The 20,442-nt window shown below is 72.0% G+C and carries 17 protein-coding genes and 2 pseudogenes; 8 read left to right on the forward strand and 11 right to left on the reverse strand.

What is annotated here, in order from left to right:
- Positions 1-177 precede the first annotated feature (177 nt).
- From ACFWY6_RS29825 to ACFWY6_RS29840, 4 genes are all read right to left on the reverse strand, one after another.
- Positions 178-1,215, reverse strand: a complete 1,038-nt coding sequence (locus tag ACFWY6_RS29825) for a glycosyltransferase family 2 protein (protein WP_384696709.1) — start codon at positions 1,213-1,215, stop codon at positions 178-180.
- Entirely contained in the window at positions 1,212-2,045 is an 834-nt protein-coding gene (locus tag ACFWY6_RS29830; protein WP_384696722.1) for a glycosyltransferase family 2 protein, read from the reverse strand. The genes ACFWY6_RS29825 and ACFWY6_RS29830 overlap by 4 nt, the downstream gene beginning before the upstream one ends.
- 380 nt (positions 2,046-2,425) lie before the next feature.
- Positions 2,426-3,526 carry a GNAT family N-acetyltransferase gene (locus ACFWY6_RS29835; RefSeq protein WP_384696760.1) on the reverse strand — a complete coding sequence of 367 codons (1,101 nt, stop codon included), beginning with the start codon at positions 3,524-3,526 and terminating at the stop codon, positions 2,426-2,428.
- Position 3,527: 1 nt separating this feature from the next.
- On the reverse strand, positions 3,528-3,860 hold the full coding sequence (locus tag ACFWY6_RS29840) for a hypothetical protein (protein ID WP_384696724.1): 333 nt from the start codon (positions 3,858-3,860) through the stop codon (positions 3,528-3,530).
- Between the two features lie 332 nt (positions 3,861-4,192).
- Here ACFWY6_RS29840 and ACFWY6_RS29845 point away from each other — a divergent pair, with 332 nt between their 5' ends.
- Positions 4,193-5,017 (forward strand): SGNH/GDSL hydrolase family protein, encoded by an 825-nt coding sequence (locus ACFWY6_RS29845; protein ID WP_384696727.1) that lies wholly within the window; start codon positions 4,193-4,195, stop codon positions 5,015-5,017.
- A gap of 40 nt (positions 5,018-5,057) precedes the next feature.
- Here ACFWY6_RS29845 and ACFWY6_RS29850 read toward each other — a convergent pair whose 3' ends face one another.
- The 4 genes from ACFWY6_RS29850 to ACFWY6_RS29865 form a co-directional block, all read right to left on the reverse strand.
- Positions 5,058-6,674 carry a serine/threonine-protein kinase gene (locus ACFWY6_RS29850; protein ID WP_384696763.1) on the reverse strand — a complete coding sequence of 539 codons (1,617 nt, stop codon included), beginning with the start codon at positions 6,672-6,674 and terminating at the stop codon, positions 5,058-5,060.
- Positions 6,675-6,784: 110 nt separating this feature from the next.
- The gene (locus ACFWY6_RS29855; RefSeq protein ID WP_384696730.1) at positions 6,785-8,194 is read right to left on the reverse strand and encodes a sulfite exporter TauE/SafE family protein; all 1,410 of its coding nucleotides are present in this window, start codon (positions 8,192-8,194) and stop codon (positions 6,785-6,787) included.
- 178 nt (positions 8,195-8,372) lie between these two features.
- Positions 8,373-9,704 carry a hypothetical protein gene (locus ACFWY6_RS29860; protein ID WP_384696733.1) on the reverse strand — a complete coding sequence of 444 codons (1,332 nt, stop codon included), beginning with the start codon at positions 9,702-9,704 and terminating at the stop codon, positions 8,373-8,375.
- Between the two features lie 209 nt (positions 9,705-9,913).
- Entirely contained in the window at positions 9,914-11,473 is a 1,560-nt protein-coding gene (locus ACFWY6_RS29865; RefSeq protein WP_384696736.1) for a DUF4331 domain-containing protein, read from the reverse strand.
- 182 nt (positions 11,474-11,655) lie between these two features.
- Here ACFWY6_RS29865 and ACFWY6_RS29870 point away from each other — a divergent pair.
- From ACFWY6_RS29870 to ACFWY6_RS29895, 6 genes and pseudogenes are all read left to right on the forward strand, one after another.
- Positions 11,656-12,219 (forward strand): annotated as a pseudogene (locus tag ACFWY6_RS29870) (sigma-70 family RNA polymerase sigma factor); the annotation flags it as partial.
- On the forward strand, positions 12,216-13,010 hold the full coding sequence (locus ACFWY6_RS29875) for an anti-sigma factor (protein WP_384696739.1): 795 nt from the start codon (positions 12,216-12,218) through the stop codon (positions 13,008-13,010). The pseudogene ACFWY6_RS29870 and the gene ACFWY6_RS29875, both read left to right, overlap by 4 nt.
- A 116-nt stretch (positions 13,011-13,126) precedes the next feature.
- Positions 13,127-13,396, forward strand: a complete 270-nt coding sequence (locus tag ACFWY6_RS29880) for a hypothetical protein (RefSeq protein WP_360777975.1) — start codon at positions 13,127-13,129, stop codon at positions 13,394-13,396.
- A 437-nt stretch (positions 13,397-13,833) separates the two neighbouring features.
- A pseudogene (locus ACFWY6_RS29885) lies at positions 13,834-14,178 on the forward strand (hypothetical protein); the annotation flags it as partial.
- Positions 14,179-14,329: 151 nt separating this feature from the next.
- On the forward strand, positions 14,330-14,704 hold the full coding sequence (locus tag ACFWY6_RS29890; protein WP_384696744.1) for a hypothetical protein: 375 nt from the start codon (positions 14,330-14,332) through the stop codon (positions 14,702-14,704).
- Positions 14,701-14,880 carry a hypothetical protein gene (locus ACFWY6_RS29895; protein ID WP_384696747.1) on the forward strand — a complete coding sequence of 60 codons (180 nt, stop codon included), beginning with the start codon at positions 14,701-14,703 and terminating at the stop codon, positions 14,878-14,880. The genes ACFWY6_RS29890 and ACFWY6_RS29895 overlap by 4 nt, the downstream gene beginning before the upstream one ends.
- Positions 14,881-14,910: 30 nt before the next feature.
- Here ACFWY6_RS29895 and ACFWY6_RS29900 read toward each other — a convergent pair whose 3' ends face one another.
- Both ACFWY6_RS29900 and ACFWY6_RS29905 read right to left on the reverse strand, forming a co-directional pair.
- Positions 14,911-15,693: an ABC transporter permease gene (locus tag ACFWY6_RS29900; RefSeq protein ID WP_384696750.1), complete on the reverse strand. Its 783-nt coding sequence runs from the start codon at positions 15,691-15,693 to the stop codon at positions 14,911-14,913.
- A 111-nt stretch (positions 15,694-15,804) separates the two neighbouring features.
- The gene (locus tag ACFWY6_RS29905) at positions 15,805-16,734 is read right to left on the reverse strand and encodes an ATP-binding cassette domain-containing protein (protein WP_384696753.1); all 930 of its coding nucleotides are present in this window, start codon (positions 16,732-16,734) and stop codon (positions 15,805-15,807) included.
- 63 nt (positions 16,735-16,797) lie between these two features.
- On the opposite strand from ACFWY6_RS29905, the gene ACFWY6_RS29910 reads away from it, so the two are divergent.
- Entirely contained in the window at positions 16,798-17,508 is a 711-nt protein-coding gene (locus ACFWY6_RS29910) for a TetR/AcrR family transcriptional regulator (RefSeq protein ID WP_266868726.1), read from the forward strand.
- Positions 17,509-17,527: 19 nt separating this feature from the next.
- Here the strand turns inward: ACFWY6_RS29910 and ACFWY6_RS29915 are convergent, their stop codons facing one another.
- Complete coding sequence (locus ACFWY6_RS29915) at positions 17,528-20,311, reverse strand: AAA family ATPase (RefSeq protein WP_384696757.1); 2,784 nt, start codon at positions 20,309-20,311, stop codon at positions 17,528-17,530.
- Between the last annotated feature and the right edge of the window lie 131 nt (positions 20,312-20,442).

Genomic DNA, 20,442 nt, shown 5'->3' on the forward strand with positions numbered 1-20,442 from the left:
GGGGCGGGGTGGCCTCTCCCTCGCGGTGTCCCGTGTGGTGGTGCTCTGCTCCCCCCCCGCCAGCCCTCGACGCCGCGGCCCCCCCCCCCCCCGCCCCTGTCTCCCCTCCCCCCTCCGGGGTCGCCTCGGTCGGTTCATGGGCGATCGAGTGGTACATGAGGATCGGAACGGCGGCGCTCATCTCGGTCCCCCCTGAGCTGCGTCCCGCTCGATCTCCGCGACCGAGAAGGTGGCGCCCGCCCTGCGCGCGCGAACGCTCCCGACTACGTACCCCCCGGCCGCCGTGACCACTCCCGCGACGATGGCGCCCGCCCGGCCCGCGCCACCGGGGCGGGCGAGCAGCGCGTCGCGCAGACCGCGGCCCACACCGGCGGGCAGCACCCGCGTGGTGTACCTGCGCTCCGACTCAAGTCCCTTCCCGGCGCCCACACTTCGGGCCACCAGCGCCTTGGAGAGGCCTTCCGCGTACGTCCGCGTACGGAAGTAGTGGAAGCGCTCCCGTGCTGCGGGGACGCGGTGGTGGATCACCGCACGGTCGTCGATCAGGAGCACCGCGTCGGGTCTGGCCCGCGCCAGGCGGATGCACAGCTCCGTCTCCTCGCAGCCCAGCGGACGCTTGTCGCCGTCACGGCCGATGCCGGTCGCGAAGCCGCCCGCCGCGTCGAAGGCGCTGCGGCGGAAGGAGGCGTTGCCGCCAAGCACGTTGCGCACCCGCACGCGCCCCTCGGGCAGCCCCTTGTACGTACAGCCGACGACCCAGTCGAACTCCTCGGGGAACCAGGCGGGCCTGCGCCGGGACTCCCAGACGGGCATGGTGCGCCCGCCCACCGCGAAGACCCTCGGGTCCGCGTACCCCTCGGCGAAGTGGCGCAGCCAGTCCCGCTCGGCGACGGCGTCGTCGTCAAGGAACGCGATGAACTCGCCGCCGGCTGCGGCGATGCCGGTGTTGCGGCCCGCGGAGAGGCCGCGGGGGCCCGCGTTGGCGAGCACCCGCACCCCTTCGGTCTCCTTGTACTCCTTGGCGAGCCGGTCGAGGAGCGAGGCGTTGTGGTCCACCACGAGCAGTGTTTCGAGGGCCGTCAGGGACTGCGCCCGCACCGAGGCGACCGCCGCCAGGATGTCCTCCCAGCGGTCCTCGGTGTAGACGCAGATGACGACCGAGAAGCCGACGAGGCCCGCGACCGTGCTTCCCCCGTGGTGGTCGGGACCGCTCAAGACACCTCTCCCTGACGTGTGCGGAAGGGGACACCACGGGTGCGGCGGCGCTGCTGCCCGCGGCGGTTGGAGCGCTCCGTGAGGATCACCTTCAGGACCCGCAGGCCGTCGCGGACGGCGCTGAGATTGCTGGCGCCGTGGATGCGCAGATACTCGTGGCTGGGGATCTCCTGCACCTTGAGCCCGGCCTTGACCACCCGGATGTTCATCAGGGTCTCCACCTCGAAACCGGTGCAGTCGAGGTCGATCTTGTCGAGGCAGTGCTTCCAGAAGGCGTTGTAGCCGTAGCACAGGTCGGTGTAGCGGGCGCCGAACTTGGCGTTCACGACGGAGCACAGGACGTGGTTGCCGAGCTTGCGGATCGGCGTCATGTCGTCCGTGGCACCGCCGTTGGCGAACCGTGATCCCTTGGCGAAGTCCGCGCCCGAGACGAGGGCGGAGACATAGCTGACGATCTCGTGACCGTCGGCCGAGCCGTCCGCGTCGACCATCACGATGATGTCGCCGGTGCACGCCTCGAATCCGGTGATCAGGGCGTCGCCCTTGCCCTTGCCGAGCTGCCGCACGACCTTGACGTCCGGCCACAGCTCCCGGGCGACGGACACCGTGTCGTCGGTGGAATTGCCGTCCACGAGCACGACCTCGTGGACCCAGTCGGGCAGCGTCTTGAAGACGTAGGGAAGATTCTCCGCTTCGTTCATCGCGGGAATCACGACGCTCACCGGCGGTGTGATCGCCAAGTGCGTGGATATCGGCCGGTAGTTACCGGACGGCATCGGCTTGTCTAACGGGTCTTGGCCCGGCTCGGCCGGGCGCACAAAAGAAGTCATGAGTCTGATCCCTCTCGTCCGGTGGACCGCCCACCCCCGGGCGGTCCGGCTATGTATCCGGTTCGAAAGGGGGGTTCTCACTTGCGCATGACGAAATAGATCTCCGTGCATGCCGAGTGAGCTGGCATCGCGCGGGACGTGACTCGGCACAGCTGCAGTCGCCGAGCACGGCACCCCCCTACCGCGCCCCGCGCCGGAACCACCGCGATCTTGAGCCCTCCCCTAGATCGCATTGCGTGATGGACCGATGCGGGTGGATGTACGACGGTATTGATGATTGAGGCCGTATGGCAAGACCTGGAACGTGGCCTCACGTTTTTGATGATTTGGCCAATCTTGGTGGACACATATGGAGCGCCCTCTTCCTTCCTTCTCCCCCCTTATTCCTTCTTTCTTGATCGGAATTCACCGAAGCGTTTCAGCAGCTTGTCGGCCGGTTCAAAGAGTTCCGGCCTCGACAAGACGGTGTTGCGCAGCGCCCTGACCGGAGCGCGCCGCGCCCGGTGTCCGATCGCTGCCGGATGGCGCAGCGCCACCCACCCCTCGGACACGGTGAGTTCACGTGTCTTCAGGGAGTCCTTGTACTGCTTCTGGCCCCGCCCCAGATCCATGTACGCGATGCCGTCGGCGGCGGCCGCCTCGGCCATCCGCAGATGCAGGATCAGGCCGGGCGAGTACTTCGCGAACGCCGGGTCGTAGGCCGGGAACCACTGGGCGAAGATCCGCTCGGAGCGCAGCCCGAAGTGCGCCGCGACCGGCACGTCGTCGACGTACAGCACGGAGAGCAGGCCGGCGAACTGGGCGGAACCGGTGTGGAAGAGCTGCCGCACGAGCTGGTTGATCCAGGCCTGCGCGAACCGGTCGCTGCGGCCGGTCCTGCGGTACTGGGCCGACTTCCACCCCGTCAGGGTGCGCAGGACCGCCGGGTCGCGCTCGTCGTGCACATAGCGAACGGTGCCGTGGTCGCGCGCGAGCCTGCGCTCCTTGGCGAGTGTCGTGCGGGTGAACTTCGGGGATTTCGCCCGGAGATGGCCGAGATAGGCCTCGTACCCCTGGTCCAGATCCATGACGGGCGATGCGAAGGAGCCGGAGGCGCCCGCCTCGAACGGCCCCTGGCCGCCGGCCAGATGGTCGAACTCCCACATCGCGAGCCCGCAGGCCCGCAGCAGCTCCCGTGCGTCCCAGGTGAAGCCGGGCCGGTGCACCAGGCCCTGGCAGTCGGAGACGCCGAGGCCGATGGCCCGGCCGACGCCGGTGATGGATCTCTGGTACGGGAAGAACGCCGCGGGCTCACCGGCTTCCCGGACGACCGCGATCCGCACCCCGCGCCGCCAGTGGCCCACCGCGAGGGTGAACTCCGGGGAGAGGAAAGGATTGGCCAGCTCGGGCGAGCCGTTGAGGTGGGACTTGGACTGCAGCGCCGTCCAGGCCACCCGGTCGGCGGCGGTGAGTTCTCCGGGGCGGTGCACGGTGATGTCCACGTCAGGAGGTCCGCCTTCTCGGGGTACGGCCACGCAGTCGCCGTACCAGTACCAGCAGGAAGATGAGCGAGCCGATCACGGTGACGGCCGCGACCCCGCCGCGCACCGACCACATGTGCAGGGCCAGCATGGCCTGGGCCACCAACAGGTTGACCGCGACGGCCCCGGAAACGGAAGCCACGATCCGGCCCCATGGTTCAAGTCCGCGCAGCGCGGCGCCGATTGCTCCCCCCGGCGCCGCGAGCAGGAAGAAGAGCGTGAACGGTGCGCGCAGCGGAGAGTCGATGTCCGTGAGCGCGAGCAGCGCACCGACGGCGCCGACCGCCACAGCCATGCCCCCGAGCAACGGAAGCAGGTCTCCGTGACGGCTCGGGCGCTGCTCCGCGCCCGGCCCGGTGTCTGATGACGGTGCCTTGATCCCGATGGTCTGCATTGGCGACTTTGCCCCCCGAAGCGCCGGATGCCGGGCTTCAATGTCGCGCAGTCCGTGGCGGCCCGTCAAGATGCGGAGGGAGTGTGGAGATGTCCGATGCCGCCCCTTGAACTGGTGGGGAACTCCCTTGGTGCGCAAGGGAATTGCAGGCGAACTTGTTGACATGAGCACTACCGACGGCGGGTGGGAGGTGCTACCACGGTCGTGGCAGAAATCCTGCTAAGGGAGGTTCCATGAGATTGTCCCGAATCACGGCAAACATGTCCTCACTCCTCCTCGCCGTCGCCTTCGCCCTCACCGGGGCCACAGCGGCTCAAGCAGACCAGCAGACCGACCAACAGGCCGCGGCCACCGGCTATGTGGCACTCGGCGACTCCTACTCGTCCGGTGTCGGAGCCGGCGGATACGACAGCGGAAGCGGCAACTGCAAGCGCACTCCGCGCGCGTACCCCGCGCTGTGGGCCGCCGCCAACTCACCCGCCAGCTTCAACTTCACGGCTTGTTCCGGTGCCCGCACGGGTGACGTCGTGGCCAACCAGCTCGGCCCGCTCGGCTCGGGGACGGGCCTCGTCAGCATCTCCGTCGGGGGCAACGACGCCGGGTTCGCCGACGTCATGACGACCTGTGTGCTCCAGTCCGAGAGCAGCTGCCTCGCGCGCATCGCCACGGCGCGCACCTACGTCCAGAACACCCTCCCCGGCAAACTCGACCAGGTCTACTCGGCGATCAGCGGCAAGGCACCCGCCGCCCAGGTCGTCGTCATGGGCTACCCGCGCTTCTACAAGCTCGGCGGCAGCTGCCTCGCCGGTCTCTCCGAGACCGAGCGCGCCGCCATCAACGACGCCGCGAACCTCCTCAACTCCACGACCGCCAAGCGGGCCGCCGACCACGGCTTCACCTTCGGCGATGTGACCAGCACCTTCACCGGGCATGAGATCTGCTCCGGCGACGCGTGGCTGCACAGCGTGAAGTGGACCAACATCGGCGAGTCCTACCACCCCACGTCCGCCGGTCAGAGCGGCGGCTACCTTCCCGTGTTCAGGGCCGCGGCCCTCTGACGGGCCGAGTTCGACGCGCAGTTCGACGCCTGCTTGACGTCTAGCGCGCCGTGTAGGGGGAGACTCCGTCCGTCGGGGTCTCCTTCTCGCATGTCACCGAGTACGCGACGGAGTTGGAGGTCGCCTGAACCGGGCTGCGCACCTCCACACTGATCTCGTTCTGATACGTCTCGCCGGGCCCGGCGTCCACGGTCTCCGTGTGGTGCACCTGCTTGCTCTTGCCCCCGCCGGACGCGAACGTGAGCGTCTTCCAGCCGGGATCGCTCGGCTCGCCGGACTTCGTGACCCAGCGGTAGTCGACGGAGGCCGGAACCCGGCCCACCGTGAACGTCGCCGTGAAGGACGGTGCCTGACCGGCCGGCACCGGGCACGCCCCGCTGTACTCCGTGCGCACCCCGGAGACGGTCACCTTGACGGACTGGGGCGGGCGCGTGGTCGTGCCGCCGTTGCCGCCGCCGTTCGTGGAGCCGCCGGTCGAGCCGTTGCCGGTCGAACCGCCGTCACTGCCGCCGCCGTTCGTCGAGCCGCCGTCGGAACCCTCTGACGTACTGCTGCCGCCGTTCTGGCCACCGCTCTTGCCACCGCCGGAACCACTGCCCCCGCTTCCACCGGTGTCACCTCCGCCGGTCGAGCCGCCGCTGCTTCCGCCGCCTCCGTCGTCCCGGTTGACCAGGGCGTACGTGAGTCCGCCGAGGGCCAGCGCGAGCGCTGTCAGGCCGGCCGTGAGGACGAGGACGGAGCGGCGCGAGCGGCTCGGGGCGGTCGTTGTCGTGGTCCCGCCGCCGTAGGTGACCGGTGGCGGCTCCGGCTGGGGATGGGGCTGGGGCGGCGGCTGCGGTGTGTGTCGCTGCTCCTGCGAGGTGACCGTGGGCAGATACGGAACGGCGGGGTCCGCGCGCGGGGCGCCGCCCGCCGCGACGAGCCGCAGATCGCGCTCGGCGTCGGCAGGGGAGATCCGCTCGGCGGGATCCTTGCGCAGCAGCCCTTCGAGTACGGGCGTCAGCGCTCCCGCGTTCTGCGCCGGCGGCAGCGCCTCGTCGACCACCGCGCGCAACGTGCTGAGCGGGGTGTCCTGCCGGAACGGCGAACTGCCCTCGACGGCCGCGTAGAGCAGCACGCCGAGGGACCACAGATCGGACTCGGGGCCAGGCCGCTGCCCCAACGCCCGCTCCGGGGCGAGGAATTCGGGCGATCCGATCACTTCCCCCGTCATGGTGAGGGCCGAACTCCCCTCCACCATGGCGATCCCGAAATCGGTCAGGACGACCCGCCCGTCATTGCCGATCAGTACGTTGCCGGGCTTCACGTCACGGTGCAGGACCCCCGCGTCGTGCGCGGCGCGCAGGGCGGCGAGCACCTCCGCGCCGATGTGCGCGGCGCGCTGCGGCGGCATCGGCCCTTCCGTGTCGAGCACATCGGACAGCGAGAGGCCGCGCACGATCTCCATGACGATCCACGGGCGCCCGTCCTGGCTCGCCACGTCGTAGACCGTCACCACATTGCGGTGCGGGATACGGGCGGCGGCCCAGGCCTCGCGCTCCAGGCGGGCGTAAAGCCGGTCGACGTCACTGGCCGGGAGCCCTGCCGGGGCGCGCACCTCCTTGACCGCGACCTCGCGCCCCAGGACCTCGTCACGGGCGCGCCAGACCGTGCCCATGCCGCCCTCGCCCAAGGGAGCAAGCAGGCGGTAGCGCCCCGCGATCACACGCTCGTCGTCGGTCACGGGCGTCCCCCATCGGCAGCCGTGCGATTCTCCACAAAACTACCTCAACCGAGCGCCGTTGCCGCCCCTTTGAACACCAATCCGCACCCGAGGGCGACCACGACACAGGCGGACCCGACGGGCAGGAACCGGTGCGTGAGGCGGCGCAGCCCGCGGGGTCCGCGCAGCCGCCGTCCGGCGGCGGAACCGACCCGCACCACGAGGAACCCGGCGGCGGTCAGCGTCACGGCAAGACCCATCCCGTACGCGAGCACCAGGAGCAGCCCGAACCAGGCCTCGCCGAGTGCGGCGGCGCCGACCAGGACGACCACGGCGGAGGGGCTTGGCACGAGGCCGCCGGCGAAGCCGAGGAAGAGGGCGCCGCGGAGCCGGGGCGGCGCATCGTGACTGTGCTGATGGCCGTGGCTGTGGCTGTGGCTGTGCCCGTGCTGTTTGCGGCGGCGCCACGCCCTCCGCAGAAGCAGGGCCCCCGCGCCGGTCACCAGGACACCGCTGGCGATGCCCAGCCAGGCGATGACGGAGGGCGCCGCCGCGGAGCCGCCCGCGACGAGCAGCCCGAGGGCCGCCACCCCGAGGGTGTGCGTGACGGTCACCGACGCGGCGAGCGGGAGGACGTCCCGCAGGGAGGCGCGGCCGCGGGCGGCGGCGGTCGCGGCCATCAGCGTCTTGCCGTGCCCCGGCGCGATGGCGTGCAGGGCGCCGAGCAACAGGGCGATGCCCAGGGCGAGTACGGCGAAGCCGAAGCTGAGGTCGTGCCGGGCGACGAGCCCGGTGAGCGCCTGCGTCCAGCGGTCGGCGCCGCGGGGGAGCGGGCTCGCGGCGGGGGCCTCGGCGCCGGGCCGCTCGGCGAGGGCGGGGCCGCCGGGGGTGATGCGCAGCGCCGCCGATGCGTCGCGCGGCGGCGAGGAGAGGAGCCGCTCCGGGTAGCGGGTGAGCCGCCGCGACACGGACGCCTCCGGCACGTCGGCGTCCCGCACCGTCATGCGATCACCCTGGGCGGTGATCTCCCGCCAGCCGGGGCCGGGTTGGCCCGCGGCCTCGAAACGGAGGGTGAGCTCGGTGTCCCGGGGGAGCGGGGCACCGAGCTCACACCGCACGCGCAACGTGCGCAGGCCCGCCTGGCCGTCGCGCGCGGTGGCGCCGGCGCGCGCCACGCTGAGGGGTACGCTCTCGCCGCCGACCCGCAGCCGACTGCCGCGGGCGGCCTGCCCGCACCGTTCCTCCGCCCAGGCGGCCATGCCGGCCTCCTTGATGCGGGGCATGGCCTGCGTGGCCGGAATCTCGGCGAGGTCTTCCACATGGTCGACGGTGAGGCGTCCCGGGGCGGCGACGATCCCGTCGTACCGATTGACGGTGAAGTTGCCCAGCGGGTGCGCGCTTGCCTGCCCGGCGGGCAACAGAGCGAGAATGGCTGCGCCGCCGATCACCCCGAGGCCTGCGAGCCGCCGCTTCACCGCGCACCCCGCAGCCTGGGGCTGCCGAACAAGCCCTTCGCGCCCACCCGCCCGAAACTCCGCAGCGGGGCAACTTGCCGGGTTGAGTGGGGGAGGCGGGGGCGATCGCACCTGACTGCCGGTGCGGCCCCGCCCCACAACCAGACGTGGCGTTCGACGCATCGCATGGTGCGGATCCTCACGACCCACCACCCCCGGCCAGCTTCCGCGCCTCCCGTGCCCCCGTCGGGGAGAAGCCCGGGTTGAGGTCAAGCGCCCTGGACGCCCAGCGGCGGCCCGCCGCGGGGGAGTCCGTCGCCGTCTCGATCGCGGCTCGGTGGTACATGAAGGACGCCTCCCGGAATCCGGTGTCTGTCGCCATGCGGGTGTAGGGAAGGGCCTCGCGGGAGCGGCCGTTGAGGTGGAGGGCCCAGGCCAGGGCGTCTGCCGTGTGGAGCGTGTGGCGGCGCTTCCACTCCGCCCGCGCCGCCCGCAGGGCATCCCGCCGGTCCCCGTGGTCCGCCAGAGCGATCGCCGATTCGAGGTCCGCGTTCACGCCGTTGGCCCGCGCGAGCGACACCCCCGCGGAGAGCAGCTCGTACTGCCTGCGCGCCTTCGCCCGCTCGCCCCGCGCCTCGTACAGCTCGCCGAGGGCCAGCAGCGGCCCCGGCAGCGGAGCCTGGGCGACCACCTCCCGCAGCGCTCGTATCGCCCGCCCCGGCTCCCCGCGCCCGGCCCAGGCCCGAGCCCGGCACTCCAGAGCGGGCAGATAGGAGGCGTCGGCCCGCAGCGCCCTGCCGCACTGGCGCAGGGCCTCGCCGTACTGGCCCTGGCGCCAGGCCAGTTGGCCCAGAGCCGTGGCGACGTAGGCCACGTCGCCGGGCGCGGAGGCCGATACCGAGCCGACCGCCCGCGAGAGCGCCCGGCGGGCCCCCGCGACATCGCCCCGCAGCTCGCGCACGTACGCGTACCGGGTGAAGACGGGAACGCCGGGCCGCCGGGCGTCCGCCCCGTCGGCGGCCCGCGCGGCCGCGGGGTAGCGGCCGAGCTCGACCAGGGCGTCGATCCGTGAGGCCAACGCCCCCTCGTTGTACGGGTTCACGGCGAGCGCGGAATCCGCGTGCCGCAGGGCGCCCTTGAAGTCGTGCCGGGCGGCGGCCAGGGCCGCACGCCCGGCCAGTGCGGCGTCGTTGCCGGGCCGGAGCTCCAGGGACCGGCCGATGGCGCGGTCCGCCTCGCGGTACCGGGAGGGATCGCCCCGGGTGCGGGCCTGCTCGACGTAGGCGGTGCCCAGCGTCGCCCAGGAGCCGAAGTCCCTTGGCTGGGCCCGCAGATGGGCCTGCAGCGCCTCCACGCCACGGTCCAGATCGCCGCCCCGCAGCCCGTCGAGCGAGGCGCCCGGCGCGGCGATCGAGGACGGCTGCCGGTCCCGGCCGTCGTCACCGCCGGCGACGACGGCACCGCCGGTGATCGCGAGCGCCAGCACGACGGCGGCGACGAGGGACCGCCCGGCGGGACGTGGCAGAGCCATGGCAGCAGACCTTTCCGTGGAAGGAGTGTGGAAGGAGTAGGGAGAAGGCGCGGCCCGCAGGGGGATGAGATGCGGACCGCGCCGGCTTGGGAAGGACTTGGGAGGGACGTGGAAGGGAATTGCCCCGCGGGGGGCTCTCCCTGCGGGACGGAGCCCCCGCCGCCCACAGAGGGCCCGCCCCCGCGGGGCTCACCCCCGGGGGAACGGCCTCACCCCGAGGTCCCGGGCGCGCCCCGCCTGCGCCACCAGAGGAGCCCGAGGCCCACCAGCAGGACCCCGGCGGTCCCCGCGGCACCGGAGGCGATCAGCACGGCGTCGGTCTCGTCACCGCCACCGGCCCCCGGACGCCCGGGCACGGCACCGCCGCTCAGCGCGTCACGTGCCGAGCTGTCACCGGAACCGCCGCCCTTGGCCAGCGGCCCACGGGACCCGGACGTGGGCAGTGCCACGTACGGGAAGGCGCCGCCGAACTTCTGCTCGTTGGCGTCCACCGCGTCGCCCAAGTCGTTCTTGTTGCCGACGAGTTCGCCCTCGACGGCCTGCAGCTCGATGTCGATGACGTCATCGGCGAGCCGCCGCCCGTTGGGGAACCCGGCGTTGTCGCCGTCGAGCACACCGAGCCGCTTCGGATCGGCGGCCGGCTTGATCGACGTGTTGAGCCGCAGCGCCTCGGCCGGCCGCACACCCGGCGGCTGGTTGAGGTCCTTCACGCCGGTCAGGAAGACCGACACGAGGTCGTTGCGGGGCTCCGCCGGAGCCTTCAGGCCGTAGATCTTCTCCAGGACCTTGGGCAGTTCGGGGTTGGTGACGTACTTGAGGAACTGCTTGTCGTTCCAGGGCGAGGACGCGTTGAACTTGTCCTTGTCCTTCCTCGGTACGACGACCTCGTTCACCAGCGGGTTGCCCATCCGCGAGACCTGCGTCCACTTGCCGCTCGCGTTCTTGCGCTGGGTCGTCGACCAGACGCCGACGACGGGCTGCTTCTCCGACTGCCGGAGCTCCGCGGTCGGCACCTGAAGGGCGATGGTGTTCACGTTGTAGCCCTTGAGGGTGTCCCGCCCGACCTCGGAGAGATTGCCGCCGTACGCCAGGTCGAAGACCCGCAGGTCCGCGAAGAACGGGTCGTCGGCCTGCCCGGCGAACGTCGAACCGCCGCCCTTGATGTCGCGCACGGCCTGGTCGCGCAGCTTCTTGTAGTTCGGCATCGACGCCTTGCCGACGTGCGAGGGCGCCGCGGGCACGTCGTCGGCGAGCTTCGTCGTCGACGTGACCTTCTGGTCCTTCAGCTTGATCAGGTCCAGGTCGTAGGTCTGCGTGACGTTCAGATCGGGGTCGTCCAGGCTCGTCACGGGACCGGTGTTGTAGAGGAACGTGTCGCCGCTCTTGGTCTGCGTGTCGAACGTCCACCGGTAGAGCAGATCGCCCTGCGCGTCCCCGTCGCTGTCCACGTGGACGTCGTACTGCGCGTCGTCGGCGAACGGATAGAAGGTGGGACCGCCCGCGGGCTCCTCGAAGGGGAGCCAGTTCGCCACGATCGTCGTCGTGTCGGGCCGGTCGGGGCTGACGAACGCGTACACGTCCGTGTTGTCGTACTGGGGCTGTCCCGAGATCAGCGGGGCCTCCCGGTGGCTTGCGGCATCGGCCGCTCCCGGTTCGAGTGCGGTCACGCCGGCGGCTGCGAGCCCCCCGGCGGCCAGCGCGCCACAGACAAGCGCGGCGAGGCCGCGCCTGTTGCGACGCCCCGCACGGCTCCTGGCGATAGCTGTCATCGCGTCCGTCCTTACGTTCCTTCGCGCGACCCGGCGCGTGGAGCGCGGGAGCCGCCTGACGAACGCCATTCGGGGCGAACGGCCCGGCGGATTGGCCTCTTTCCCAATCCGGTCCCGTCTCTCGCCCCGAAGACCGGGCGACCGGACAATGAGCCCCGCGTGCACAAGGGGCCCGAAAAGGGGGACACCGCATGGACGCCGACGCACTGCTCCCGCTGGTCGCACAGGGCGACCAGCAGGCGTTCGAGAAGCTGTACGGCCTGGTGTCCGGGCCGGTGTACGGGATGGTGCGCAGGGTGCTGCGGGATCCGGCGCAGTCCGAGGAGGTGGTCCAGGAGGTGCTGCTCGAACTGTGGCGCACGGCGGCCCGCTTCGACCCCGCGCGCGGCAGCGCCCTCTCCTGGATCCTCACCCTCGCCCACCGCAGGGCCGTGGACCGGGTGCGCAGCGCCCGCGCGGCGAGCGACCGCGAACAGCGCGTCGCGGGGCGCGCCGAAGTGCCCGCCTTCGACCACGTGGCCGAGGAGGTCGAGGGCAGCCTGGAGCGCGAGTGGGTGCGCCGCTGCCTGCGGCGCCTGACGGACCTGCAGCGCCAGGCCGTGACGCTCGCCTATTACGACGGCTATACGTACCGCGAGGTGGCCCGGCGGCTCTCCGTACCGCTCGGCACCGTCAAGACGCGGATGCGGGACGGGCTGCTGCGGCTGCGCGACTGCCTGGGCGCCGCCACGGGAGACACGGCATGAGGTGGCCCGGAGGCCGGGCAGTCGCGCGGCCGGGCGGACGCACCGGGTGGCGGCCGCGCAGAACCGTGCACTCCCTGGCCGTCCCCTACGCCCTGGACGCCGTCGAACCCCGCGAACTGCGCCGCTTCGAGCGGCACCTGGCCCGCTGCGGCCGCTGCCGGGAGGAGACCAGGCAGCTGGCCGAGGACGCCGTGCGGCTCGCGGGAGCGGCCGCGACCCCGCCGCCGCCCGCCCTGCTCGACCGGGTGATGACCGCCGTACGCACGACGGAGCAGGAGCCACGGTCGCAGGCGCCTGCCGCACCGAGCGCGCCCCCACGCACGCGTACGCTTCTGGTCCCGCTCGCCGGCTCCGCGCTCGCCCTGGTCGCCTGCGCGGTCCTGGCGGTCCAGCTCGACAGGACCGACGACCGGCTCGACCGCGAGCGGGCCGCCGCACGTGAGATCGCCCACGTTCTGGCCGCGCCCGACGCCCGCGCCACCGGCGAGCACGACGCACGGGGGCGCGGCATCAACGTCGTCGCGTCGGAGTCCAGGCGGCGCGCCGTGGTGACCGTCGTGGGGCTCGACGCGCCGCCACGGGGCCGTGTGCACCAACTGTGGCTGATGCGCCCCGCGTCGGAGCCCCGTTCCCTCGGTCTGCTCGACGGTGAAACGCCCGTGCTCGCCACAGGGCTGAGTGCTGCCACTTCCTCACTCGCTGTCACCATCGAGCCCGATGGGGGCTCAGATCGGCCCACTTCTGCCCCTCTTGTCCAACTCGCCCTGGAATCAGTTGTATTCGGAGAGTAACCGTCAACCTCCTTGCGCAGAAGGTGAATCCTGCGACCGGGATACACGAGTGTCATGACGGGGCGATAGGGTTAACCTGCCCTGGGCCGGGTGCCCTCGTACGGGTGGGGAGTGACATGGAACAGATAACGGTGCGCAGCAGGGCGCGTGTCCCTGCGATCACTTGCGGGAGCAGCGCGACCAGCTCTCGTCTCGACCGCCATCTCGCGGTGCTGGGCGGCCCTGCCGTTCCGCAGCGTGAGTCGCACGAGGCGACGCTGCTGATGCGTGAGCTGACCTCGCGGGGTTCCGCGCACGACCGCAGCGCGCGCGGTGCGCGTGTGCGGCGGGTTTCCCTTTTTGCACCGCTGCGAAGGTTGCGGCGGTCGCTTTTCGGGGGTCGTTGACCACGGGTGGTCGGGGGTCTGACCGCCGCTCCACGGCGGGTTGCTCCCACCCACCCGCTCCTCACCCACGTCACGTAACACCCGTGTCATGCGCACCTGTTGACGCCGCAACGATTCAGTCGCACTGTTGCTGATCGATTGGCCGACACGCCCAACCTCACCCCCCGGAGGTGCGCGTGTGTGACCTGCACGATCAGCATGAGCATGAAGCACTCCCCGCGAGCGGCCCGCCGTTGAGCCGGCGATGGCCGCGAGCGCCGACGAAAGCCCCGCCGCCTATGAAGCCCCCGAGGGCCTCGCGGCCGACACCCCCACCAAGCGCTCCGCGCTCGACTGGATCACCTCCCACGACGACCGGATCACCGGCCTGAACGCCGAGATCTGGGACAACGCCGAGCTCTCCCTGCGCGAGTGGAAGTCCTCGATCGCCGAGGCCGATTTCCTCGAACAGGCCGGATTCGACGTGCAGTTCGGCACCGCCGGATTCCCCACCGCCTTCACCGCGACCTTCTCGCACGGCAGCGGCGGCCCCGTCATCGGCTTCAGCGGCGAGTACGACGCGCTGCCCGGCCTCTCGCAGAACAAGGGCGTCCACGGCCCTCCCCCAAGCTCTCGGCTGCGCTCGAGCAGGGGCCCCCTCGCCCGGCTACGGCTGCGGCCACAGCGCGCTCGGCACGGCGGCGGCAGCCGCCGCGGCCGCCCTCGCCCAGGCCGCGAAGCGGCACAAGCTGCCCGTGACCGTGAAGTTCTTCGGCTCCACCGCCGAGGAGACGCTGATCGGCGAGACGTACGCCGTCAGCAAGGGCGTGTACGAGGGCCTCGACGCGTTCCTCGACTGGCACCCCTCGACGGCCAACGCGACCGGCTGGGGCACCACCACCGCGATGACCGATCAGCTACTACGTACGCGAGGGAAGCCCGGCCCGCGTCCAGGTGCTCCTGGACAAGGTGATCGCCGTCTCCGAGGCGGCCGCGAAGGCGTCCCAGACCTCGGTCCGCCACCGCATCACATCGGCCCGCTGGAACCAGCTCCCCGCCAGGGCCTTCGCCGAGCTCCTGCACGCGAACATGAAGGAGATCGGCCCGCCGCAATTCACCGACGAGGCCCACGGATTGGCGATGGAGCTCCAGGAGTCCCTGGGTCTTCCACAGCGGGGCATGCACGACAAGATCGGTGAACTCACCCCGCCCAACCCGGTGTTCATGGGCGGTGGCTCCACGGACGTCGCGGACATCAGCTGGAACGTGCCCACCGTCTCGATGGGGGCCGCGCTCGCCCCCATCGGCACCAGCGTACGAAGGGCGTGAGTTGGAAGACCGCGCTGCCGGACGGCTATGAGCCGCCGATGTACGAACCCCCCGTGTGGTTCCTGAAGAAGACCGGCCAGAAGTGGCCGCCGTCGAACATCACCTGGCCGCCGAAGCGCGTGGTGTCCCAGGAGAAGTTCTCCTCGTTGGGGCCGGAGCTCGACCCCCAGAAGTAGCTTGCGCCGAGGGAGAGTTCGGCCGTCCGCTCACTGTCCCCCGCGCGCGTACCGGCGGACGGCGAGCGGCACGCACAGGGCGAGCAGCACCGCGCACCACAGGACCGAACCGGCCACGGGATGCGTTACCGGCCAGGCGGCATCCGTCGGCACGGGCGCGTTGCCGAACAGGTCCCGCACCGCCGTGGCCACCGCGCTGATCGGGTTCCACTCGGCGACCGTGCGCAGCCAGCCGGGGAGCCCGTCGGTGGGGATGTACGCGTTCGAGAGCAGCGGCAGCATGAACGTCGCGCTGCCCAGCTGTCCCGCCGCCTCCTCGCTCTGCGAGGCGAGCCCGAGCAGGATGCCGATCCAGGTCGTGGTGAACCGGAAGAGCAGCAACAGGCCGAAGGCGCCCAGGGCTTGGGGCGCACCGCCGTCGATCCGCCACCCCATCGCGAGCCCGACCAGCATCAGCGGCACAAGCCCCACGGCGGTGGTCAGCAGATCGGCGACGGCCTGCCCGAGCGGGATCGCCGACCGGCTCATCGGCAGCGTACGGAAGCGGTCCATCACACCGCGGTGCGAGTCCTGGGCGGCGGTGAACATGCCGGTCATGATCCCGTTCGCGGCGGTCGCGACGAGCATCCCCGGCACGAGGAAGGCACGGTAGTCGGAGCCGGGCATGGCGAGGGCGCTGCCGAAGACGTACCCGAAGAAGAGCAGAAAGACGATGGGCATCGTCTGCGTCATGATCAGAATGGCGGGCGCGTGCTTGATGCGCTGCAGATGCCGGCCGAGGACGGCGGTGCCGTCGTAAAGGATGGCGCTCATCGGGAGACCTCCAAGGTCACATCGGCACCCACCCACCCCAGGCGGCAGGACGAATCGCGCTGCGGGGTAATCGGGTGGGTGGGCGGGAAAAATCCGCCGCGAAGCGGCGGTCTAGGAAACACGGGAAACGAGCCGCAAGAAGACCTCATCCAAGGTCGGCGCCCGCAACGTCACATCGACGACCGGCACCCCCGCGAAGTCCAACTCCCGGACGAGGACGGGCAACGTGACGGAGGGATCCAGCACAACGGCCCCGGCGGTGAGCCGCCCGGCGTCGAGCACCGGCTCGGCCCCGGTCAGCTGATCCAGCACGATCGCCGCCGCAGGCACAGCCGCACCCTCGGCGACGACGACCTCCGCGTAACTCCCGATCTGCGCCTTCAGCGCCGCGGGCGTACCGCGCTGCGCCGCCCGCCCCTCGTCGATCAGGACGACCTCGTCGGCCAGCTGATCCGCCTCCTCCAGATACTGCGTGGTGAGCAGCACCGTCGTCCCCTCGGCGGCCAACTCCCGCACGGCGTCCCAGATGCCGCCCCGGCTGTGCGGATCGAGCCCGGTGGTGGGCTCGTCGAGGAACAGCACCCGGGGCCGCACCAGCAGACTCGCCGCCAGGTCGAGCCGCCGCCGCATGCCGCCGGAGTACGTCCGCGCGGGGCGATCGGCGGCCTCGACGAGCCCGAAGCGTTCAAGGAGCTCGTCGCCCCGCGCCTTCGGAACCCGCAGCAGGCGCGCGAAGAGCCGCAGGTTCTCCCGCCCGGTCAGATCGCCGTCGACCGACGCGTACTGCCCGGTCACCCCGATCACCCGCCGCACGGCGGCGGCCTCCCGCACCACGTCGTGCCCCGCGATCAGGGCCCTGCCGGCGTCCGGCGACTGGAGCGTGGTCAGCACCCGTACCGCGGTCGTCTTGCCGGCCCCGTTCGGGCCGAGCACCCCGCACACCGTGCCTTCCGGGACGGCGAGGTCGAGGCCCCGCAAGGCCTTGACCTCCCCGAACCGCTTCTCCAGACCTTCACTAAGTACAGCGTACGTAGAAGTCATGCCGTCACCGTACCTCACTACGTACGCCGTACGTAACTAACATGGGGAGCGAGGTGATGATCAATGGCGGGCCGAGCGGCCGAACCGGAAGTGATCTGGGCGCGCCCCGAGCGTGCGGGCCGTGGCCCGAAGCCCGCGTACAGCAGGGCGGACATCGCCGCGGCGGCGGTCCGCATCGCCGACGCGGACGGCATCGACGCGGTCTCCATGCGCAGGGTGGCCGGCGAACTGGGCTGCGGCACCATGTCGCTCTACAACTACGTGCCGCGCAAGGAGGACCTGTACGAGCTGATGGTCGACGCGGCGAGCGGCGAGTACGTGCTCCCCGCGGGACCGCCGGGCGGTGACTGGCGTACGGAGATGATGGCGGTCGGCCGCCAGACGCGCGAGATCATGCACCGCCACCCCTGGCTGGCGCGGATCATGTCGACGCTCTACGGCTACAGCCCGAACGCCCTGCGCTTCCTGGAGCACTGCCTGGCCGCCCTGGACGGGCTCGACGCCCCCTCCGGCACCAAGATGGAGCTGATCGGGATGCTCAACGGCTCCGTCATGACGTACGTGGCCAATGAGTTCGCCATGGCGGAACGCGCGCGGGCGCTGCCGTGGTCGGAGGAGCAGGAGCAGGCCGTGCGGTTCGCGTATCTCGCGGGGCAGGTCGGCAGCGGGGCGTATCCGCGGCTCGCCGCCATGCTCACCGAAGGACCGCCGCCGGGGGACGCGGACGAGGTCTTCGAGCGGATGCTGAACCGCCTCTTCGACTCCTTCTCCTGAGCGGCCCCCGCCACGGCCGCTACGCCGTCGGCTCCTCCTGCTCCTCCTGCTCCTCCCGGAAGGTGAGCCGGGTCAGCTCGCCGCGCGACGCCACGCCCAGCTTCGGATAGGCGTTGTACAGGTGGTAGCCGACCGTGCGCGGCGACAGGAAGAGCCGGGCGCCGATGTCCCGGTTGGTCATGCCGGTCGCCGCGAGCCGCACGACCTGGCGCTCCTGCGGGGTGAGCCGCTCGACGGGGTCACGGTCATCGGTGTGCCGAGCCCGGCTCTCGCCGGTGGCGCGCAGCTCGGCGCGGGCCCGTTCGGCCCACGGCGCCGCCGCGAGCAGCTCGAAGGTGTCCAGGGCGGAGCGCAGCGGGGTGCGGGCCTCGCTGCGGCGGCCCGCGCGCCGCAGCCACTCCCCGAAGAGCAGCTCCGTACGGGCCCGTTCGAAGGGGCGGCCGTCGTCGGTGTGCAGTGCCAGTGCTTCCTCGTACGCCGCTCCCGCTTCCGCCTCCGGGGCGAGCAGCGCACGGCAGCGGGCGGCAAGCGCGCACGCCCAGGCCGCGCCCGTGTGCCCCGCCCACTCGGCGAAGCCGGCCGCCAACTCCCGTACGGAATCGGCCTTTCCGGTCCGAGCGGCAGCCTCCACGCGGTCCGGCACGCAGTACAGGACGGCGACCGTATGGCCCGACGGGCTCGCCGCGACATCCTCATAGGCACGGCGGGCGGCCTCGTAGCGGCCGTGGCCCAGCTCAAGGAGGCCGATGGCGACCGCGCCCCACACCTGGCCGGGCAGCACCTGCCGCAGATCGGCGCCCCGGCCCGCGAGATCGCGGCAGCGCTCCTCGTCGCCGTCGAGCGCTGCGAGATAGGCGAGAACGGCCGTCAACTGCTCGACGTAGTGCGGCTGTCCGGTGTCCTGCGCGATCCGCAGCCCCTCGGCGGCGCCGGGCAGCGCGCAGCCGTGCCGGCCCAGGAAGATACGGGTGCGCGTACGCATGAGCAGCACGAGCGGCAGCGGGCCGAGTGCGCCCTGCTCGCGGCATTCGTGCTCCAGCTCGGCGGCCAGGTCGTTGCCGGTCGCCAGCTCGCCGAGCGGCGCGAACCAGGACGCGACGGAGATCCGTTCGCGCAGACTGTGCCCGTGGTCGTCGCGCTCGGTCCGCAGGCTCCCGAACAGCGCGCGCAGCGGCGGAAGTCCGGCGCCCGGGTCACCCGCGGCGAGCCGGGCCAGGCCCTCGGCCGCCGGGAGATAGGGCGGCGCGTCCGGCGGCGTCTTGAGATCGAGGGCGGCAAGGCGGGCGCTCGTCCCCTCGATGGACTGCCGGTGCCCGGAGAGCCAGGCGGCGGTCATCGCCTCGTACGCCATGAACGCCGCCGTATGAGGAGCGTGCGGGGCGATCTCGGCAGCCGTGTCGAGGAGCACGGAGCTGGAGGCGTCGAGCCTGCCCTGCTCGCGGGCGACGGCGGCCCGCGCCTGTGCGAGCCGCGCGAGCTGCGCCGGGTCGGTGAGGTGCGGGGCGGCGCGCAGCGCCAGTTCGGCCGCGCGTTCGTTCTGGCCCGCGTCCGCCGCTGCCGACGCGGCGAGCGCGAGACGCCGGGCGCGGTCGGCGCCGTCCGGGCTGAGCTGGGCCGCGCGTTCGCAGGCCGCGGCGACGGCCGCGTAGCCGCCGCGCTCGCGGGCGTGCTCGGCGGTCCTCTCCAGGACGGCGGCGACGTACTCGTCCGGCTCGGTCGTGGCGGCCGCCAGATGCCAGGCGCGGCGGTCGATGTTGCCGACGCAGGGCAGCGCGTCGGCGAGCGCGCGATGCGCGGCGATGCGGTCGCCGACCGGGGCGCTCTGGTAGGCGGCGGCGCGGATCAGGGGGTGCCGGAAGGTGAACCGGCCGCCGTCCAGGCTGAGCAGCTCCTTGCGTTCGGCGGGCTCCAGATCGGTGACCGAAGCGCCGAGCCCGCTCGCCGCGGACGCCGTCACCGCGAGGTCTCCGGTGCCCTCCGCGGCCGCGATCACCAGCAGCGAACGGGTCGCGCGCGGCAGCGCGGAGATGCGGTCGGCGAAGGTCTGCAGAAGGCGGGAGTGGCTGGGCAGCGCGCCCAAGTGGTAGCCGTAGGCGGGTATCTGGCCCTCGCGCTGGGCGGCGGGCAGCTCGCGCAGGGCGAGCGGGTTGCCGCCCGACTCGCCGCGGATCTGGTCGCGTACGTAGCGGGGCAGATCTCCCGCGTACTCGGCGAGGAGCTCGCCGGCGGCCCCGTCGTCGAGCCCGCCGAGCCGCAGCTCGGGCAGGCCCTGGGCGGGGAACGGCGGGGCGTGCGCGTCGCGAGCGGCGAACAGCATCACGACGCCCTCGGCCGCGAGACGCCGGGCCGCGAAGAGGAGGGCGTCGGCGGAGGCCTGGTCCAGCCAGTGGGCGTCGTCGACGAGGCAGAGGAGGGAGCCGCCGTCGCTGTCGGCGAGATCCGCGAGGAGGGTGAGTACGGCGAGGCCGATGAGGAAACGGTCGGGGCGTGCGTCGCTCCGGGCGAGGCCGAGGGCCGCGCGCAAGGCGGTGGCCTGCGGCTCCGGGAGGTCGTCGATGCGGTCGGTCACGCGGTGCAGGAGCAGGTGCAGGCCCGCGAAGGGGAGTTCGCTCTCGGCCTCGACGCCGGTTGCCCGCAGGACGCGGGTCCGCTGGGCCGCGGCGGTCTCCGCGGTATGCCGCAGCAGCTCGGACTTGCCGATGCCGGCCTCGCCCCGCAGGACGAGGGTGGCGCTTGTGCCCTGCCGGGCGTGGGACAGGATCTCGTCCAGCCTCGTCGTCTCTTCGTCGCGTCCGTAGAGCATGGGATTGACCTTAACCGGCTGTTGGCGGGGGGCCTTTCGGGGCCGCCGCTTCGCGGCGGATGTTTCCCGCCCGCCCACCTGTCACCCCGCAGTGGACCATCGGGCCAGGATCACCTTCCGCGACCATGGCC

It is taken from the genome of Streptomyces sp. NPDC059037 (assembly GCF_042740015.1).
In the GTDB taxonomy this organism is placed as follows: Bacteria; Actinomycetota; Actinomycetes; order Streptomycetales; family Streptomycetaceae; genus Streptomyces.

What these genes read in the sequence shown, in the direction of transcription:
- ACFWY6_RS29830 (WP_384696722.1), bottom strand. Translation starts at nt 2,045, where the DNA reads ATGACTTCTTTTGTGCGCCCGGCCGAGCCGGGCCAAGACCCGTTAGAC.
- ACFWY6_RS29840 (WP_384696724.1), bottom strand. Translation starts at nt 3,860, where the DNA reads ATGGCTGTGGCGGTCGGCGCCGTCGGTGCGCTGCTCGCGCTCACGGAC.
- ACFWY6_RS29845 (WP_384696727.1), top strand. Translation starts at nt 4,193, where the DNA reads ATGAGATTGTCCCGAATCACGGCAAACATGTCCTCACTCCTCCTCGCC.
- ACFWY6_RS29850 (WP_384696763.1), bottom strand. Translation starts at nt 6,674, where the DNA reads ATGGGCACGGTCTGGCGCGCCCGTGACGAGGTCCTGGGGCGCGAGGTC.
- ACFWY6_RS29860 (WP_384696733.1), bottom strand. Translation starts at nt 9,704, where the DNA reads ATGGCTCTGCCACGTCCCGCCGGGCGGTCCCTCGTCGCCGCCGTCGTG.
- ACFWY6_RS29865 (WP_384696736.1), bottom strand. Translation starts at nt 11,473, where the DNA reads ATGACAGCTATCGCCAGGAGCCGTGCGGGGCGTCGCAACAGGCGCGGC.
- ACFWY6_RS29875 (WP_384696739.1), top strand. Translation starts at nt 12,216, where the DNA reads ATGAGGTGGCCCGGAGGCCGGGCAGTCGCGCGGCCGGGCGGACGCACC.
- ACFWY6_RS29880 (WP_360777975.1), top strand. Translation starts at nt 13,127, where the DNA reads ATGGAACAGATAACGGTGCGCAGCAGGGCGCGTGTCCCTGCGATCACT.
- ACFWY6_RS29900 (WP_384696750.1), bottom strand. Translation starts at nt 15,693, where the DNA reads ATGAGCGCCATCCTTTACGACGGCACCGCCGTCCTCGGCCGGCATCTG.
- ACFWY6_RS29905 (WP_384696753.1), bottom strand. Translation starts at nt 16,734, where the DNA reads ATGACTTCTACGTACGCTGTACTTAGTGAAGGTCTGGAGAAGCGGTTC.
- ACFWY6_RS29910 (WP_266868726.1), top strand. Translation starts at nt 16,798, where the DNA reads ATGGCGGGCCGAGCGGCCGAACCGGAAGTGATCTGGGCGCGCCCCGAG.
- ACFWY6_RS29915 (WP_384696757.1), bottom strand. Translation starts at nt 20,311, where the DNA reads ATGCTCTACGGACGCGACGAAGAGACGACGAGGCTGGACGAGATCCTG.